Source organism: Cupriavidus sp. C2SS-8b, assembly GCF_057073745.1.
Genome location: NZ_CP172716.1, coordinates 988783 through 1006769 on the forward strand (window position 1 = coordinate 988783; position 17987 = coordinate 1006769).

A 17987-nucleotide genomic window follows, 5' to 3' on the forward strand; every position below is an offset into this window, starting at 1 on the left:
GGGTCAGCCCCGGCATCAGTGGGCCGTCACTCCTTGTGGAAGAACTGCGCGAGCGACCACTCGTCGGTACGCGCTTCGTACTTCAGGCCCTTCTTCATCGCCCACATCGCCAGCTGGCTGTGCGACGGAATGATGGCGTGGTCATCCAGCGCGAATTTCGCGGCGGCCTTCGCGTTCTCCTCGCGCGCCTTGTCGCTGCTCACCGTGGTGAGCGACTTTTCGATCAGCTTGTCCAGTTGCGGATTGCTGTACTTGCCCCAGTTCCACGTACCGTAGCCGGTCTTGGGATCAGGCGTGCCGACGATCGAGCGCAGCGCCACGTCGGCCGCGGCCGAGCCCCAGCCCAGCATCTCGAACGAGAAATCGCCCTGGCGCGCGCGCGTGAAGTACACCGCCACCGGCATGGTTTCCACCTTGGTCTGGATGCCCACGCGCGTCAGCATGCTCGCGGTGGCCTGCGCCACGGCGGCATCGTTCAGGTAGCGGTTGTTGGTCGCATGCAGCGTCAGCCCGAAGCCGTTCGGATAGCCGGCGGCGGCCAGCAGCTTCTTCGCGCCTTCCGCGTCGTAGGCCTCGGGCTTGGTCCCCGGGTGGCCGAAGATCTGCGGCGACACCAGCGACGATGCCGGCACCGCCAGGCCTTCCATGATGCGGCTGACGATGGCGTCGCGATTGATGGCCTTGGAGATCGCGGCGCGCACGCGCGCATCCTTGAACGGGTTCTTGCCCAGCGGCTTGCCCGCCTTGTCGGTGACGTACGGCGGGTTGTCGCGCGACTGGTCCATCTGCCAGAAGATCGTGCGCCATGACACCGTCTGCTCGATGCGGAACTTCGGGTTCTGCTTCAGCTTGGCCACATCGGCCGCCGGCACGCTTTCGATGACATCGACGTCGCCCGCCAGCAAGGCGGCGGAGCGGGCGCCGTTGTCGGTGATGATGCGGAAGATCGCGCGGTCCCATTCGGGCTTCGGGCCCCAGTAATCGGGGTTGCGCGCCATCACGATCTCCTGGCCGCGCGCGAAGCGCACGAACTTGAACGGGCCGGTGCCGATCATCGCCTTGCCCGAATCGAAGTCGGCCTGCGTGAGCGTGGCGGCTACCTTCTTCGGCAGGATCGGCACGCTGTTCAGGTCATTGGCCAGGTTGGCATAGTTCGCCACGTTCATGGTCAGGCGCACCGTGAGGGCGTCGGGCGTGTCAATGCGCGCGATCGGCTTGGTGTAGCTGGTGAACGAGCCGGGGCTGTTGACCAGCTTCTCGGGCCGCTCCAGCGAGGCCTTGACGTCCGCGCTCGTGAACGGCGAGCCGTCGTGCCATTTCACGTTGGGGCGCAGCTTGATTTCCCACGTGGTCGGGTTGATCGGCTTCCAGGAAAGTGCGAGCCCTGGGATGTAGCGCGCGTTCTTGTCCATGAACACCAGCGACTCGAACATATGCAGCGCGATGGCGTTGTTCGGGCCGGCGTTGTTCCATTGCGGGTCCATGGATGTCACATCGGCGGCCAGGCCAATGCGCAGGTCTTCGGCGCGTGCGCTGCCGATGGCCGAAAGCGCGAAGACGGCGCCACAGAGCAACGCGGCGCGGATGGCGCGGGAGGGGTTGGAAGGGCGGCGGAAAGGCATGGCGCTAGGCTCCTCATGCTGGCCCGGGCGGCCGCGGGCGAGGAGGGCGCGCGGCCATGGGCGGTTGGCAGGCAATTTGCCCGCATTGTGCCGGTAAAACGACATCCATGCAGGCTTTCCGGTCAGGCGCGGTGGACTGGCCCCGTTAAAATGGCGGCCATGTTTGCCAATTCTCCCAACATTGTCTCGGCACAGTCCGACATACACGAACACCTCGCGGCGCGCGTGGCGCGCCATCTTGCCGAGCCGTTTCGCAAGCCGATCGGCGAGGTCAGCCGACGCGCGTTGGACCAGGCGCTGGCGCGCTGGCGGCAGGCCGGCGATGGACCGCTGATTCTCGACGCCGGCTGCGGCGTGGGCGAAAGCACGCTGCGCCTGGCCACGGCATTCCCGGATCATTTCGTGATCGGCGTGGATCAGTCGGAGAAGCGCCTGGGCGCCGGCAAGGACTGGTGGGGCGACGCGCCCATGCCCGTCAATTTCTGCTGGGCACGCGCGGACCTGGTCGATGTGTGGCGCATGTTGCTGGAAGATCACGTGCCGGTGGCGCGGCACTATGTGCTCTATCCGAATCCATGGCCGAAGATCGGGCATCTCGGACGGCGCTGGCAGGGGCACGCCGTGTTTCCCGCGCTGGCGGCCTGTGGCGATTACCTGGAGTGCCGCAGCAACTGGAAGATCTACATCGACGAATTCGCGGTGGCGCTGGGGATGCTCGGCCGTTCGTCCGCCACCGAAGCGTGGCAGCCGGAGACGGCGATGACGCCGTTCGAGCGCAAGTATGCGGCGTCAGGGCATGGCCTCTGGCGCTGCGTGACGCAACGCTAGCCGGAAAGCACAACGGCCCGCAGTGCGGGCCGTTTGCGTTGAAGCGGAGAAATCCCGGCGTCAGTGGAACAGCGGTTGCTGCGTCGGCGCGTCCTCGGGCAGCTCGGCGTGAACGATCTCGCCATTGCGGTCCGCATAAAGCGGCGTGCCGCAGTCTTCGCAGTATTCCGGATCGAACAGCGCGGCGTGGCGGAAGATGTCCTCGACGCCGGCATTGCGCAGCTCTTCACAGATCTGCTCGAGCGGGTTGCCCTTCTCGTCGGCATCCACTTCGCCGGCTTCGCGGCCATAGACTGGCCAGACGATGCCGTAGATCACGTCCTTTTCGCCGCGCATGGTGAAGCCGACGCGGTACTCTTCCACCACTTCCTCGCCAAACGCCGCCACCACCGCCGCGAGCTGGCCGGCCGGTACGTCCAGCGTGCCGCTCAGGTAGTTCACGGCCGCGCGCACGGTCAGCGGGCGGATGCTCTTGTCGGATTCGCGGCAGGACAGGAAGAAGGCGTCGGGTAGCAGCAGTTCGAACTCGCAGCCCGGCAGCAGCAGGGCCACGGTGGCCTGCACCTGGCTGCGCCACTGTTCGAGGCAGGTCGAGCGCTCGGCGTGGTGTTCCTTGGCATCTTCTTGCCAGCGGAATAGCCCTTGTTCGTGCGGTGCCACCACCACGGCCAGCAGGTAACGCGGATCGGCCAGGATCGGCGCGGTCTCGGGCAGGTCGCGCAGGTCCACCTTGGGCACCGTACCGCTGAGCGCGGCGGCGGCCAGCTTGTGGGTCAGCGCGAAGGTGTCGCTATGGGTGCGCGGCAGCTGGTCGATGCTGTACAGGTACGGCGACAGCGCCACTTTGGTGCCGGTGGCGAGCACGTGTGCCTGCAGGTGCACGGCCAGGGTCTGCGCCAGGTCGGGCTTCAGCGAGCCGGACGGAATGGCGTAGCGGGTATGCGCCAGGATCGGCGCGGCGACCAGCAGCGCGTCATAGCGCACGCCATCGACTTCCACCGTGGCCGATTCGGCCAGCGTCTCGGCCTGCTCGGCCAGCACGTCGGAGGCGTCCGCGTTGTGCTTGAACAGGTGTTCGAGCGCCGCGTCGAGCGCGGTCTGGCTGCCATTTTTCAGCAGCCGGCCCAGGCGTTGCGAGAGCCGCCGTTCCCAGTAAGCGTCCTCCATGCGGCTGCCCGATGCATCGAGGGCGAGCGCATCGGCCACCAGTCGCTCGGCATCGGGCGAAAGACGCGGGGAAGCCTTGGGGCGAAAACCTGCCATATAGAGAAACCGTCCGTTTTTTCGTAAAACGGTATTCTACTCGCTGCGTTGACAGGAATGACCCTGTCCGAGTGTCTTGCGGCGTGTCCTGCCGGCAATGTTTACTTTTGCTCGGCAGCAGCCGGTGCGTGGGTTTCGGCGCCGTGCTGCTCACCGCCCATCGATACATCGCCGCCGCCCTTGCTGAGCAGGTAGAAGGCGGCGCCCGCGACGACGACGAACGCGATGATGATCTTGACCATGGTGTCTCCTGGATTCGTGGGTCGGAGGACTTGACCGGCTGGCTGGCCTCCGGGCGTTGAACGCCATTCTTGTGAGGCACAGTGTGGCAGCGCTGGCTTGCGTGGAACTTACACGCGGCCAGCCCGAAAAGTGATGAGCGGATTTCCTGCGCCCCAATGAAAACCGCCCGCCCTGACCGGCACAAGGCCGGGCAGGGCGGGCGGCGGTCGTCAGTACCGCGAGCCGGTCAGGCGGCCAGCAACTGGCGCAGCACGAACGGCAGGATGCCGCCGTGGTTGTAGTAGTCCACTTCGATCGGCGTGTCGATGCGCAGCAGTACCGGCACGCGCTGCACGTCGCCGTTGGCGCGCTTGATCACGAGCACCACGTCTTGCTGCGGCTTGAGCTCGCCCTCGATGCCTTCGATGTCAAAGGTCTCGTTGCCCGTGATGCCCAGCGTCTGTGCGCTGTCGCTGCCCTTGAACTGCAGCGGCAGCACGCCCATGCCGACCAGGTTGGAGCGGTGGATGCGCTCGAAGCTGCGCGCGATCACCGCCTTCACGCCAAGCAGCTGCGTGCCCTTGGCCGCCCAGTCGCGCGACGAGCCGGTGCCGTATTCCTCGCCGCCGAATACCACCGTGGGGGTGCCTTCGGCGATGTACTTCATCGCGGCGTCGTAGATCGACATCTCGTCGCCGGTCGGATGGTGGATGGTCAGGCCGCCTTCCACGCGCGAACCGTCGGCCTTCGGCGGAATCATCAGGTTCTTGATGCGCACGTTGGCGAAGGTGCCGCGCATCATCACTTCATGGTTGCCGCGGCGCGAGCCGTAGCTGTTGAAGTCCGCCTTCAGCACGCCATGCGACAGCAGGTACTTGCCGGCGGGCGAGGTGTCCTTGATCGAGCCGGCCGGAGAGATGTGGTCGGTCGTCACGGAATCGCCAAAGACGCCCAGTGCACGGGCGCCGCGCACGCTAGGGCTGACGCCGGACGGCTCCAGCGTGAAGTCATCGAAGAAGGGCGGTTCGGCGATATACGTCGACTCGGGCCAGTCGTAGACCTGGCCCTTGGTGCCCTTGATCGCGCCCCACAGCTTGCTTGGCTTCTTGACCTGCTCGTAGTTGCCCTTGAAGGTCTTGGCGTCCATCGCGAACTTCATCAGCGCATGGATTTCGTCCGAGCTCGGCCAGATGTCGCCGAGCCAGATGTCCTTGCCGCCCTTGCCCTTGCCGACCGGCTCGGTCATCAGGTCGCGCGTGACGTTGCCGGCGATGGCATAGGCCACCACCAGCGGCGGCGAGGCCAGGAAGTTGGCGCGGATATTCGGGTGGATGCGGGCTTCGAAATTGCGGTTGCCCGACAGCACGGCGGCTGCGACCAGGTCGTTGCTGACGATGGCCTCGTTCAGTTCGGGCGTCAGGTCTCCGGCGTTGCCGATGCACGTGGTGCAGCCGTAGGCGGTCACGCCGAAACCGAGTTTTTCCAGGTAGGGCAGCAGGCCGGCAGCTTTCAGGTATTCGGTGACCACGCGGCTTCCGGGCGCCAGCGAGGTCTTGATGTGCGGCGCCACCGTCAGCCCCGCTTCCACGGCTTTCTTCGCCAGCAGTCCGGCGCCGAGCAGTACGCTGGGGTTCGACGTATTGGTGCAGGAGGTGATGGCCGCGATCAGCACGTCGCCGTTCTTCACGTCGATGCCATCGGCCGTCTGGTAAGTGCGGTCCAGCTCGGCCGGCTCCTTGTTGAAGCCGTTTTCAGCCACCGGCTTGCTGAACAGCGAGCTGAAGGTGCTCTTGACGTGGCCGATCTCGATGCGGTCCTGCGGACGCTTCGGGCCTGCCAGCGACGGGGCCACCGTACCGAGGTCCAGCGAAACCACCTTGCTGTAGTCGATATCGCCAGCCTTGGGGATGCCGAACATCTGCTGCGCGCGGAAATAGCCCTCGAAGGCGGCGATTTCCTCGTCCGAGCGGCCGGTGCCCTGGAAGTAGTCGATGGTCTTCTCGTCCACCGGGAAGAAGCCCATGGTGGCGCCATACTCAGGCGCCATGTTGCCGATGGTGGCGCGGTCCGGCAACGCCAGGCTGGCGGTGCCTTCGCCGAAGAACTCGACGAACTTGCCGACCACCTTTTCCTTGCGCAGCATCTCGGTGATGGTCAGCACCAGGTCGGTCGCGGTCACGCCTTCGCGCAGGCGGCCGGTCAACTCCACGCCCACCACATCCGGCGTCAGGAAGTACACGGGCTGGCCGAGCATGCCGGCTTCCGCCTCGATGCCGCCCACGCCCCAGCCCACCACGCCGATGCCGTTGATCATGGTGGTGTGGCTGTCGGTGCCGACCAGGGTGTCGGGGTAATACACGCCGTCCTTCTTGTGGACGCCGCGTGCGAGGTATTCCAGGTTGACCTGGTGCACGATGCCGAAGCCCGGCTGCACCACGCCAAAGGTGTCAAAGGCCTGCATGCCCCACTTCATGAACTGGTAGCGCTCGTTGTTGCGCTGGAATTCCAGTTGCATATTCAGGTCAAGCGCCTTTTTCTCGCGGAAATGGTCGACCTGGACCGAGTGGTCGACCACCAGGTCCACGGGAACCAGCGGTTCGATCTGCTTGGGATTCCGGCCCATTTTCTCGGCCACGTTGCGCATGGCGGCCAGGTCGGCCAGCAGCGGCACGCCGGTGAAATCCTGCAGGACGACGCGGGCCACCACAAACGGAATCTCGTCGACGCGGTCCGCGTTCGGCTGCCAGCCGGCAAGCTGGCGGACATGCTCCTCAGTCACCTTCTTGCCGTCGCAGTTGCGCAGCACGGACTCGAGCACCACGCGAATCGACACGGGCAGGCGTTCGATCGCCACGTTCAGTTCCTCGCCCAGCCGGGGCAGGGAATAAAACTGGCCCTTGCCTGAAGAGCCGATCTTGAATTCTTGTAGGGTCTGCGTCTTATTTAGGTTGTGGGGCATTGCCATACTCCAGTCGAGGAATGTTGCGGTGGCGTTGAGTCGGACCTGACCCCGGCGGCGCCGTCATGGCGTTCACCGCGGTCCGATGTCGTTGCGACTGATACTCTAACCGCCGCGCACGCCGCCCGCCAGCGCGTGCCGGCGAACGCTGCGTTCGCGCAATGACTGCCATGCCGGCAACCATCCCCCGCCGGCATGGCGCCCGATGGCCCGGCCCTGAGAGGGCCGGCCCGGGAGCCGCCGGATTTACTGCTTCGGCGCAGCCGACTGCTGGGTCGCGTCGGGCTGTTGCTGTTGTTGCTGCGGCGGCGCGGCCAGCAGCGGCGAGGTCACCGGCGCGCGCAGGCCACCAGCCTGGGTCGGCGCGGCACCGCCGGCCTGCATCTCGGCGTTCTGGCATTCATCGGCTAGGCGCTGGCCGAGGTTCTTGTTGAACAGCATGGCCTTGCTCGGGATCACCACCAGGTCCAGGCCGCTACGGGCGTCGAAGTAGCGGTCGGCACCGGTCACGGTGGACTGGCGCGGCAGCTTGTATTCGCGGCCCTGCCAGTTCACGGTCAGGATTTCATCGCGCAGCATGTTGCCCGAGATGTACAGGGCGTTGCCCAGTTCGCACTGCCATTTTTCGCCGGTCGGCGTCACGGCGGCCGCTGCGGCCGGGGCGGCCTTGCTGCTCTTCTTGGCCGGCGCCTTCTTGGTGGTCTTGTGGGCCGGTTCCTGGGCCATCACGGTGCCGGCGGTGCCGAGGGTGAACGCGCCGAGGCAGGCTGCGAGGACGAGCTTTTTCATAGAAATAACCTTTCGGGGTCTGTGTCTTTATGGTCTGGCACGCCTGGGAGGATTCCCAGGCATGGGCAAGATTCCGCCGATATTCTCTACGATTTGCGAGACAGGGCAAGTAGCCTGCCCTTTCGTTACATAATCGGGTGCAAGTCGGGGGAAAGTGGCGGACGCGAGCCTCACATGCGCTTTACTTCCGCGCTCTACTTCCGTTTTGCGATCGGGACGAACTTCAGGTTCTCGGGGCCAGTGTAGTTGGCGCTCGGGCGGATGATCTTGTTATCGATGCGCTGCTCGATGATGTGCGCAGCCCAGCCCGACGTACGCGCGATCACGAACAGCGGCGTGAACATCGCGGTCGGCACGCCCATCATGTGATAGCTCACGGCGCTGAACCAGTCCAGGTTCGGGAACATCTTCTTGATGTCCCACATCACCGTTTCCAGGCGCTCGGCGATGTCGAACATCTTCATCGAGCCGGCTTCCTTCGACAGTTCGCGCGCGGTGGCCTTGATCACCTGGTTGCGCGGGTCGGCGATGGTGTACACCGGATGGCCGAAGCCGATCACGACTTCCTTGTTTTCAACGCGGCGGCGGATATCCGCTTCGGCTTCGTCGGCGTTGTCGTAGCGCTTCTGGATCTCGAAGGCCACTTCATTGGCGCCGCCGTGCTTCGGGCCGCGCAGCGCGCCGATCGCGCCGCAGATGGCCGAGTGCATGTCCGAGCCCGTGCCGGCGATCACGCGGCCGGTGAAGGTCGATGCGTTGAACTCGTGCTCCGCGTACAGGATCATCGAGGTGTGCATGGCGCGTTCCCACTGGGCCGACGGCTTCTTGCCGTGCAGCAGGTGCAGGAAGTGGGCGCCGATGGAGTCATCATCGGTTTCGACTTCGATGCGGCGGCCGTTGTGGCTGAAGTGGTACCAGTACAGCAGCATCGAGCCCAGGCTGGCCATCAGCTGGTCGGCGATGTCGCGCGCGCCCGGAGTGTTGTGGTCGTCCTTCTCCGGCAGCACGGTGCCCAGCACCGACACGCCGGTGCGCATCACGTCCATCGGGTGGGCCGAGGCCGGCACGCATTCCAGCGCGGCCTTGACGTTGGCGGACAGGCCGCGCAGCGACTTCAGCTTGGTCTTGTAGGCGGCCAGTTCGGCCTGGTTCGGCAGCTTGCCGTGGACCAGCAGGTGGGCGATTTCCTCGAACTCGCAGGCGTCGGCCACGTCCAGGATGTCATAGCCGCGGTAGTGCAGGTCGTTGCCGGTACGGCCGACCGTGCACAGGGCGGTGTTACCGGCGGTCACGCCCGACAGGGCAACGGACTTTTTGGGCTTTGGGCTCGTCGGCTGTGGGGCTTCAGCGGGCGCCTCGTTCTTGGTTGCGGACATCCTGTTCTCCTTGGGTTTTGGTCTTTGACGGATGTTGTGCGGACGCGGGTCGGTGCCTAGTCGAAGAACAGCTCGGCCACGTTGTCCGGCAGTGGCGTGCCCGTGGCGTGGGCGCGCTGCAGCAGCGACCAGTAGTAGCGGTAGCTGGCGCGGTCATGCAACTGCCCGTCGTGGCGGATCGGGGCCCAGTTGTTCTCGTGGGCGGCCAGCAGGATCTGGCTGGCGGCGCCGATCTCCTCGATGCCGGGCCGGAACGCGGCGACGATCGGCTCGATCTGGCCCGGATGGATGCTCCACTTGCGCAGGTAGCCGAACTCGGAGCGCGCGCGCAGCGCATCATCGCCCGCGCGCTGCGGGGCCTGCACGTCGGTGCTGACATTGTGCGAAGGAACCTTGCCGTACCGATGGCACGCGGCCGAAATCTCCAGCATGGCGCGGCGGATCAGCGGGTGCTCGAACTGCTGGGGTGAACGCATGGCTTCGCCGGGAATGGCGCCGTGGTGGGCCGAGACGAAGTCCATCAGGCCGAAGCTCAGGCATTCGACCTGCACCAGCGAGGCGATTTCGAAAGCCTGTTCGAGCGCGGCGTGCGTTTCGACCAGCACATGGATCGGGATGTGACGAGCAATGCCTGCTGCGCGTGCAGCCTGGTTGACGTGATCGGTCACGCGGGCCACTTCGACGACATCGGTCACCTTGGGCACGACCACATAGGCCAGCCGCGCGCCGGCGGCGCGCACGAGCACGTCGACGTCCTGCTTCCAGCTCGAATGGGTCGGATCGTGAATACGCACGCCCACACGGTTGTGGGCGTTGAGCGGGCTGTTCACAAGCTTTGCGCAAAGTTCGGCGTGCTCGCGCTCCAGCCCCACGGCGGCGCCGTCTTCGCAGTCAAAGGTGATATCGAAGACGGGACCAAGCTCTTGCTGCAGGGCCAGCGACTTGAGCATCAGCTTTTCGCTGCCCGCGTAGTGATCGCACACCGGCAACTGGATGGGGATGGCTTCGCCCTGGAACAAGACCTCGGAAGGATGCACTTGGATTCTGGTCAAAAAATGAGTTGGAAGGGGCCGCCGGGAAAGGTCGAGGCCCAACAAAAAACCGGAGCCCGCGCCGATTCTTGAATCGTTGCGGTGCTCCGGTTTCCCTGGCGGAATGGATCCGAAGATTAGCCGAGCAGATGCTGCACGCCGGCCTTTTCTTCTTCCAGTTCGTTCAGGGTGATGTTGATCTTTTCACGGCTGTAGTCGTCGATTTCCAGGCCCTTGACGATTTCGTACTTGCCGTTGGCGCAGGTCACGGGGTAGCCGAACATGGTGTCGGCCGGGATGCCGTATTCGCCGTTCGACGGGATGCCCATGGTGACGACCTTGCCGTTGGTGCCCAGCACCCAGTCATGCACGTGGTCGATGGCGGCATTGGCAGCCGAAGCGGCCGACGACAGGCCACGGGCTTCGATGATGGCGGCGCCGCGCTTGCCGACGGTCGGCAGGAACACGTCGTTGTTCCACACCGGGTCATTGATCATGTCCTTGACGCTCTTGCCGTCGACGGTCGCGTAGCGGTAGTCGGCGTACATGGTCGGGCTGTGGTTGCCCCACACGAACATCTTCTCGATCGATGCCACCGGCTTGCCGGTCTTGGCGGCGATCTGCGACAGGGCGCGGTTGTGGTCCAGGCGCAGCATGGCGGTGAAGTTCTCGCGCGGCAGGCTCGGGGCCGACTTCATGGCGATGTAGGCATTGGTGTTGGCCGGGTTGCCGACCACCAGCACCTTGACATTGCGGCTGGCGACTTCGTCCAGTGCCTTGCCCTGCACCGTGAAGATCTGGGCGTTGGCTTCGAGCAGGTCCTTGCGCTCCATGCCCTTGCTGCGCGGACGGGCGCCCACCAGCAGGGCGACGTCGGCGTCCTTGAAGGCGACCTTCGGGTCATCGGTGATCACCACGCCAGCCAGCAGCGGGAAGGCGCAGTCTTCCAGTTCCATCACCACGCCCTTGACGGCCGCCTGGGCCTGGGGCAGGTCGAGCAGTTGGAGGATGACCGGCTGGTCTTTGCCCAGCATGTCGCCATTGGCGATGCGGAACAGCAGGGAGTAGCCGATCTGGCCAGCGGCGCCGGTCACTGCGACGCGCATTGGGGCTTTAGCCATGAGTAAATCTCCAAACGAAAAGATGGGGGAAACCGGTGGGTGGCGCGCCGCGTAGGGGGAGGCACGTCACCAGGTGCTGGTTGTCGCCACAGCGGGGAGCAGCCGTCCGCCGGAACCAGGTGGCAAGGCCACGGGGCGGAACCGGTGAGGGAGAGCCACAACGGGTCATGGTAGGGCAACGAAGCGTAAGTCTACTGCGAAGCGGGGCGCGTTAGCCAGATCAGACGGTTGTCTTGTTCTGTCACGCGTGCCGCCGGCGTGGACCAGCGCGAGTGTAGGCCGGGCCATCTTCGATGTCAATTCATATGTCTTATATAAGACATAAGACATTTAACGTCAGGCTGGACGGGCTTTGCCCTTTTGTGGTGAAATCCCCCCTATGTCCTCCCTGCCTACGTCCCTGACCGGCGCCTCCGCACCTGGAGCGCAGGATTCTGGCGCCGCCAATTCCAGTTCCGGCGCCGGGGCGCAGTCGTCACCATCGCCCTCCCAACAGCCGGCCGCGCTCGCCGCGGCCCACGCCGTGCCGTCGCCTACATTCAGTCCGCTCTACCAGCAGATCAAGGCCCTGATCACGCGCAGCCTGCAATCGGGCGAGTGGAAGCCGGGCGAGATGATTCCCAGCGAAATGGAGCTGGCATCGCGCTACAAGGTCAGCCAGGGCACCGTGCGCAAGGCCATCGACGAGCTCGCCGCCGACAACCTGGTGGCGCGCCGGCAGGGCAAGGGTACCTTCGTCACCACCCACCACGAAGACGTGGTCAAGTTCCGCTTCTTGCGGCTGGTGCCGGACGAAGGGGAGCCGCATTATGGCGCCAGCCACGTGCTCGAGTGCAAGCGGCTGCGCGCGCCCGCGGAGATTGCCCGGCTGCTCGATATCCGTACCGGCGACAGCGTCGTGCAGATTCGCCGCGTGCTGACATTTTCGGGCGAGTCGACGGTGCTGGACGAGATCTGGCTGCTCGGCGCCAACTTCAAGGGGCTCACGGCAGAGAAGCTGACCGAGTGGAAGGGCCCCATGTACGCATTGTTCGAGGCCGAGTTCGGTACCCGGATGATTCGGGCCTCTGAGAAAATTCGTGCGGTTGCCGCCGACGAGACGGCGGCTGACTTGCTGTCGGTCCCGGTCGGGTCGCCGCTGCTGTCGGTCGAGCGCGTGTCGTACACGTATGGCGACCGACCGGTCGAGGTGCGGCGCGGGCTGTATGTGACCACGCGCCACTATTACCAGAATGACCTGAGCTGAATATCGCGGGTGCCGGCCGGTCCGGCACCATGATTATTGCGATATTCGTCATGATGGTTGCGGCTATTGCGTGGTGCGGGTTGGTTTTTGCACTTCCAGCATTGCTGTGTGCGATTGTCGGGCGCCGCGTGTCGGGGCCTGATAGCTGAAAATTATTGGTGCGGCGCGCAACAAAGGCGCTAAAATCTCATGGATTTGCCCCAATGCATTCTTTTGCATGCAGGGCAATGGCAGTTTCGTTTTTTGTTTACCGCAAATTGGGGTCTCGCATGGCTGAAGCCGTCAAACAAGCCAGGCCGGAGTTCCGGAATATCGGTGTCTCGCAGATCGCGAAATACCGGTTGCCCTGGGCCGGCAAGGTATCCATCCTGCATCGCGTGAGCGGTGCCTTGATGTTCCTTCTTCTTCCCTTCGTTCTGTACCTGTTTGAGCAGAGCATTACCTCCGAACTGAGCTTCGCAAAGTTCTCGGCACTGTTGTCCGGTGGCTTCGTCAAGCTGGTTGTGCTGGCCCTGATCTGGGGTTATCTGCATCACTTCTGCGCTGGTATCCGCTTCCTGCTGCTGGACGTGCACGTTGGCGTCTCCAAGCCCGCTTCGGCTAAGTCTGCCATCGGCGTGCTGGTTGTGAGCCTGCTGCTTACCCTGATTTTCGGCCTGAAGCTGTTCGGCCTGTTCTGAGGAGAATCAAGGTGGCAAACAATAATATCGGTCCCAAGCGTCTCGTCGTCGGTGCGCACTACGGCCTGAAAGACTGGCTCGCGCAACGCGTCACGGCCGTGATCATGGTGGTCTTCACCATCGTCCTGGCCATTGCTTTCCTGCTGTCGAACGGCGCTTCGTACGAAGCGTGGGCGGGGCTCTTCTCCAATCAATGGATGAAGATCATCACGTTCCTGACCATCCTGTCGCTGCTGTATCACGCCTGGTTCGGCGTGCGCGACATCTGGATGGACTATGTGAAGCCGATGGCGCTGCGCCTCGTGCTGCAAGTTCTTACGATTCTGTGGCTCGTCGGTTGTGCGGGCTACGCTGCTCAGATTCTCTGGAGGGTGTAATAAATGGTCGCAGTCAAGACTGGATTGCCGCGTCGCCGCTTTGACGTGGTCATCGTCGGTGCTGGCGGCGCCGGGATGCGCGCATCCCTCCAGCTCGCGGAAGCCGGCCTGAACGTCGCCGTGCTGTCCAAGGTGTTCCCGACCCGTTCGCACACCGTGGCGGCGCAGGGCGGCATCGGTGCCTCGCTCGGCAACATGAGCGAGGACAACTGGCACTATCACTTCTACGACACCATCAAGGGCTCCGACTGGCTGGGCGACCAGGATGCCATCGAGTTCATGTGCCGTGAAGCCCCGAAGGTCGTGTACGAGCTCGAGCACTTCGGCATGCCGTTTGACCGCAATGCGGACGGCACGATCTACCAGCGTCCGTTCGGCGGCCACACCGCCAACTACGGCGAGAAGCCCGTGCAGCGCGCCTGCGCCGCGGCGGACCGTACCGGCCACGCGCTGCTGCACACGCTGTACCAGCGCAACGTGCGCGCCAAGACCCACTTCTTCGTCGAGTGGATGGCGCTGGACCTGATCCGCGACCAGGACGGCGACGTGCTGGGAGTGACCGCGCTGGAAATGGAAACCGGCGAGGTCTACATCCTCGAAGCCAAGACCACGCTGTTTGCGACCGGCGGTGCCGGCCGTATCTACGCGGCCTCCACCAACGCCTTCATCAACACCGGTGACGGCCTCGGCATGGCGGCGCGCGCCGGCGTGCCGCTGGAAGACATGGAGTTCTGGCAGTTCCACCCGACCGGCGTGGCCGGCGCGGGCGTGCTGATCACCGAAGGCGTGCGCGGCGAAGGCGGCATCCTGCGCAACAAGGATGGCGAGCGCTTCATGGAGCGCTATGCCCCGACGCTGAAGGATCTGGCGCCGCGTGACTTCGTGTCGCGCTCGATGGACCAGGAAATCAAGGAAGGCCGCGGCTGTGGCCCGAACGGCGACTACGTGCTGCTCGACCTGACCCACGTCGGTGCCGAGACCATCATGAAGCGCCTGCCGTCGATCCGCGAGATCGGCATGAAGTTCGCCAACGTCGACGCGATCAAGGAACCGATCCCCGTCGTCCCGACCATCCACTACCAGATGGGCGGCATTCCGACGAACTACCACGGCCAGGTCGTGGTGCCGAAGAACGGCAACCCGAACGAAGTGCTCAATGGTTTCTACGCGATCGGCGAATGCTCGTGCGTGTCGGTGCACGGCGCCAACCGCCTGGGCACCAACTCGCTGCTCGACCTCGTGGTGTTCGGCCGTGCCGCCGGCAACCACATCATCGCGCAGAACCTGAAGCAGAAGGAACACAAGCCGCTGCCGGCCGACGCCGCTGACCTCGCGATGTCGCGCCTGGCCAAGCTGCAGGGCACGACGTCGGGCGAGTACACGCAGGACGTCGCCAACGACATCCGCAAGAACATGCAGTCGCATGCCGGCGTGTTCCGTACGCAGAAGCTGATGGACGAAGGCGTGGAGCGCATCCTGGAAGTGTCGGAGCGCGCCAACAACATCCACCTGAAGGACAAGTCCAAGGTCTTCAACACCGCGCTGATGGAAGCCCTGGAAGTGGCCAACCTGGTGGAAGTGGCCAAGGCCACCATGATCTCGGCGGCTGCCCGCAAGGAATCGCGCGGCGCCCACGCGCACAGCGACTTCCCGAACCGCGACGACCAGAACTGGCTCAAGCACTCGCTGTTCTACAGCGAAGGCAACCGCCTCGACTACAAGCCGGTGAAGATGGAACCGCTGACGGTGGAAAGCGTTCCGCCGAAGGCCCGTACCTTCTGAGCACCGCATCGTAGAGAAAACAGGACCCACAGAAATGAAGCGTATTTTCGAAGTCTACCGCTACGATCCGGACAAGGACGCGGCGCCTCGCATGCAGACCTACGAGGTCGAGCTCGACGGTCACGAGCGCATGCTGCTGGACGCACTGGTCAAGCTGAAGAAGCTGGACGAGACCATCTCGTTCCGCCGCTCGTGCCGTGAAGGCGTGTGCGGTTCGGACGCGATGAACATCAACGGCAAGAACGGCCTGGCGTGCCTGACCAATATGCGCGAGCTGCCGGACCGCATCGTGCTGCGTCCGCTGCCCGGCCTGCCGGTCGTGCGCGACCTGATCGTCGACATGACGCAGTTCTTCAAGCAGTACAACTCGATCAAGCCGTTCCTGATCAACGACGAGCCGCCGCCCGAGAAGGAGCGCCTGCAGTCGCCCGAACAGCGCGACGAGCTCGACGGCCTGTACGAGTGCATCCTGTGCGCGAGCTGCTCGACGTCGTGCCCGTCGTTCTGGTGGAACCCGGACAAGTTCGTCGGCCCGGCCGGCCTGCTGCAGGCTTACCGCTTCATCGCGGACAGCCGCGACCAGGCCACGGGCGAGCGTCTGGACAACCTGAACGACCCGTACCGCCTGTTCCGCTGCCACAGCATCATGAACTGCGTCGACGTGTGCCCGAAGGGTCTGAACCCGACCAAGGCCATCGGCAAGATCAAAGAGCTGATGGTCCGCCGCGCAGTCTGATCCGGCGGAGTTCGCAGTAAAGAGCAGTTTAGAGCAGTTGTTGTAAGCGGCGCGTCGGCCTGAGCGGCAATATCAGGCGGGCGCGCCGGAAAGCAGGAAGCCATGACCGAGAGTCTCGCCACCAACTTCTCCCACCAGGCCGATCCACACAAACGCGCGCGTCTGCGCTGGCGTGCACGCCGCGGCCTTCTGGAGAACGACATCATCGTCGAGCGATTTTTCAACCGTTACGAGGAGAGCCTGTCCAACGAGGATGTGGCTTCGCTGAGCGCGCTGTTCGATCTCAGCGACAACGAGTTGATGGACCTGCTCCTTGCCCGCAAGGAGCTCGACGGTGAACTCGACACGCCCCCGATGCAGCGCATAATTGGCCTGCTGCGTTCGGTCTGAGTATTTGGTCAATATTATTATTCACAGCATTTGAAGGATCCGACATGACGCCGTCCGATGTGAAAGCCACGCTATCGTTCTCCGATGGTTCCCCCAGCGTTGAGCTGCCGATTTACCAGGGCACCGTGGGCCCGGACGTGATCGACATTCGCAAGCTGTACGGCCAGACCGGCAAGTTCACCTACGACCCCGGTTTCATGTCGACGGCTTCGTGCAATTCGAAGATCACCTACATCGATGGCGACAAGGGCGAGCTGCTGTACCGCGGCTACCCGATCGAGCAGCTGGCGCAAAAGTGCGACCACCTCGAAACCTGCTACCTGCTGCTGAAGGGCGAGCTGCCCAACGCCAAGCAGAAGGAAGAATTCGTCGGCCACGTCATGAACCACACCATGGTTCACGAGCAGCTGCAGTTCTTCATGCGCGGTTTCCGCCGCGATGCCCACCCGATGGCCGTGCTGACGGGCCTGGTGGGTGCCATGAGCGCGTTCTACCACGACGCGATGGACATCGATGATCCGCACCAGCGCGAGATCTCGGCCATCCGCCTGATCGCCAAGATGCCGACCATGGTCGCCATGGCGTACAAGTACAACATCGGCCAGCCGTACATCTACCCGCAGAACGACCTGTCCTACTCGGGCAACTTCCTGCGCATGCTGTTCGGCACGCCGTGCGCCCCGTACACCGTGAACCCGGTGCTCGAGCGCGCGCTGGACCGCATCTTCATCCTGCACGCCGACCACGAGCAGAACGCTTCGACCTCGACCGTGCGCCTGGCTGGCTCGTCGGGCACGAACCCGTTCGCCGCCATCGCCGCCGGCGTGGCCTGCCTGTGGGGTCCGGCCCACGGCGGTGCGAACGAAGCCGCACTGAAGATGCTGGAAGAAATCGGCAGCGTCGACAACATCGGCGAGTTCATCAAGCAGGTCAAGGACAAGAACTCGGGCGTGCGCCTGATGGGCTTTGGCCATCGCGTGTACAAGAACTACGATCCGCGCGCCAAGCTGATGCGCGAAACCTGCCATGAAGTGCTGAACGAACTGGGCCTGCACAACGACCCGCTGTTCAAGCTCGCCATGGAGCTGGAAAAGATCGCGCTGGAAGACGAATACTTCGTCAGCCGCAAGCTGTACCCGAACGTCGACTTCTACTCGGGCATCGTCCAGCGCGCGCTGGGCATCCCGACGTCGCTGTTCACCTGCATCTTCGCGCTGGCTCGCACCCCGGGCTGGATCTCGCAGTGGGAAGAAATGATTACCGATCCGGAGTACAAGATCGGCCGTCCGCGCCAGCTGTTCAACGGCGCCGCCACGCGCAACGTGCCGGACGTGGACAAGCGCTAAGCCTTCCACGCCTGCTGCTGCGCACTGCAGCAAATCACAAACGCCCCGGCCCGCCGGGGCGTTTGTCTTTCTGGCGCCGGGGTTTTGTGCGATGCGGCGAATGTGAGCGCAGGAAATTGCACGCCAAGTGTTCAGAGGCGCAATTTGTGGAGAATTGTGTCGCAATCTTTCAACTAGGTTCCTCATTTGTTGTGCGATTTTCGCTTTCGGCAGGAAATT

General features: G+C 64.1%; 16 protein-coding genes. 8 read left to right on the forward strand and 8 right to left on the reverse strand.

Annotated features, from left to right (window positions below; translation table 11 throughout):
• Positions 1-26: 26 nt before the first annotated feature.
• Positions 27-1622 (reverse strand): ABC transporter substrate-binding protein, encoded by a 1596-nt coding sequence (locus ACIGJB_RS04510; protein ID WP_483731591.1) that lies wholly within the window; start codon positions 1620-1622, stop codon positions 27-29.
• A 150-nt stretch (positions 1623-1772) separates the two neighbouring features.
• Here ACIGJB_RS04510 and trmB point away from each other — a divergent pair, with 150 nt between their 5' ends.
• Positions 1773-2450: a tRNA (guanine(46)-N(7))-methyltransferase TrmB gene (trmB, locus tag ACIGJB_RS04515; protein WP_483731592.1), complete on the forward strand. Its 678-nt coding sequence runs from the start codon at positions 1773-1775 to the stop codon at positions 2448-2450.
• 60 nt (positions 2451-2510) lie between these two features.
• Here trmB and ACIGJB_RS04520 read toward each other — a convergent pair whose 3' ends face one another.
• The 7 genes from ACIGJB_RS04520 to ACIGJB_RS04550 form a co-directional block, all read right to left on the reverse strand.
• The gene (locus ACIGJB_RS04520) at positions 2511-3713 is read right to left on the reverse strand and encodes a DUF2863 family protein (protein WP_483731593.1); all 1203 of its coding nucleotides are present in this window, start codon (positions 3711-3713) and stop codon (positions 2511-2513) included.
• Between the two features lie 101 nt (positions 3714-3814).
• Positions 3815-3955 (reverse strand): hypothetical protein, encoded by a 141-nt coding sequence (locus ACIGJB_RS04525; RefSeq protein WP_483731594.1) that lies wholly within the window; start codon positions 3953-3955, stop codon positions 3815-3817.
• Between the two features lie 227 nt (positions 3956-4182).
• A complete protein-coding gene (gene acnA / locus ACIGJB_RS04530; protein ID WP_483731595.1) occupies positions 4183-6894 on the reverse strand; it encodes an aconitate hydratase AcnA in 2712 nt (903 codons plus the stop codon).
• A 246-nt stretch (positions 6895-7140) separates the two neighbouring features.
• Positions 7141-7683: a hypothetical protein gene (locus tag ACIGJB_RS04535; protein ID WP_483731596.1), complete on the reverse strand. Its 543-nt coding sequence runs from the start codon at positions 7681-7683 to the stop codon at positions 7141-7143.
• A 194-nt stretch (positions 7684-7877) separates the two neighbouring features.
• Positions 7878-9059, reverse strand: coding sequence for a bifunctional 2-methylcitrate synthase/citrate synthase (prpC, locus tag ACIGJB_RS04540; RefSeq protein ID WP_483731597.1), 1182 nt, complete (start codon positions 9057-9059; stop codon positions 7878-7880).
• Positions 9060-9115: 56 nt separating this feature from the next.
• Positions 9116-10096, reverse strand: coding sequence for an HpcH/HpaI aldolase/citrate lyase family protein (locus ACIGJB_RS04545; protein ID WP_483731598.1), 981 nt, complete (start codon positions 10094-10096; stop codon positions 9116-9118).
• A gap of 131 nt (positions 10097-10227) precedes the next feature.
• A complete protein-coding gene (locus tag ACIGJB_RS04550) occupies positions 10228-11211 on the reverse strand; it encodes a malate dehydrogenase (protein ID WP_483708708.1) in 984 nt (327 codons plus the stop codon).
• A 379-nt stretch (positions 11212-11590) separates the two neighbouring features.
• On the opposite strand from ACIGJB_RS04550, the gene ACIGJB_RS04555 reads away from it, so the two are divergent.
• The 7 genes from ACIGJB_RS04555 to gltA all read left to right on the forward strand — a co-directional run bounded on the left by ACIGJB_RS04555 (position 11591) and on the right by gltA (position 17768).
• Positions 11591-12457 (forward strand): GntR family transcriptional regulator, encoded by an 867-nt coding sequence (locus ACIGJB_RS04555; RefSeq protein ID WP_483731599.1) that lies wholly within the window; start codon positions 11591-11593, stop codon positions 12455-12457.
• A 269-nt stretch (positions 12458-12726) separates the two neighbouring features.
• Positions 12727-13137, forward strand: coding sequence for a succinate dehydrogenase, cytochrome b556 subunit (gene sdhC / locus ACIGJB_RS04560; protein WP_483708706.1), 411 nt, complete (start codon positions 12727-12729; stop codon positions 13135-13137).
• A gap of 11 nt (positions 13138-13148) precedes the next feature.
• Positions 13149-13514: a succinate dehydrogenase, hydrophobic membrane anchor protein gene (gene sdhD / locus ACIGJB_RS04565; protein WP_483708705.1), complete on the forward strand. Its 366-nt coding sequence runs from the start codon at positions 13149-13151 to the stop codon at positions 13512-13514.
• 3 nt (positions 13515-13517) lie between these two features.
• Positions 13518-15296: a succinate dehydrogenase flavoprotein subunit gene (gene sdhA / locus ACIGJB_RS04570; protein WP_483731600.1), complete on the forward strand. Its 1779-nt coding sequence runs from the start codon at positions 13518-13520 to the stop codon at positions 15294-15296.
• A gap of 34 nt (positions 15297-15330) precedes the next feature.
• Positions 15331-16032, forward strand: coding sequence for a succinate dehydrogenase iron-sulfur subunit (locus tag ACIGJB_RS04575; RefSeq protein ID WP_211948961.1), 702 nt, complete (start codon positions 15331-15333; stop codon positions 16030-16032).
• Positions 16033-16134: 102 nt separating this feature from the next.
• Complete coding sequence (locus ACIGJB_RS04580) at positions 16135-16422, forward strand: FAD assembly factor SdhE (protein WP_483731601.1); 288 nt, start codon at positions 16135-16137, stop codon at positions 16420-16422.
• A gap of 44 nt (positions 16423-16466) precedes the next feature.
• On the forward strand, positions 16467-17768 hold the full coding sequence (gltA, locus tag ACIGJB_RS04585) for a citrate synthase (RefSeq protein WP_483708702.1): 1302 nt from the start codon (positions 16467-16469) through the stop codon (positions 17766-17768).
• Positions 17769-17987 lie beyond the last annotated feature (219 nt).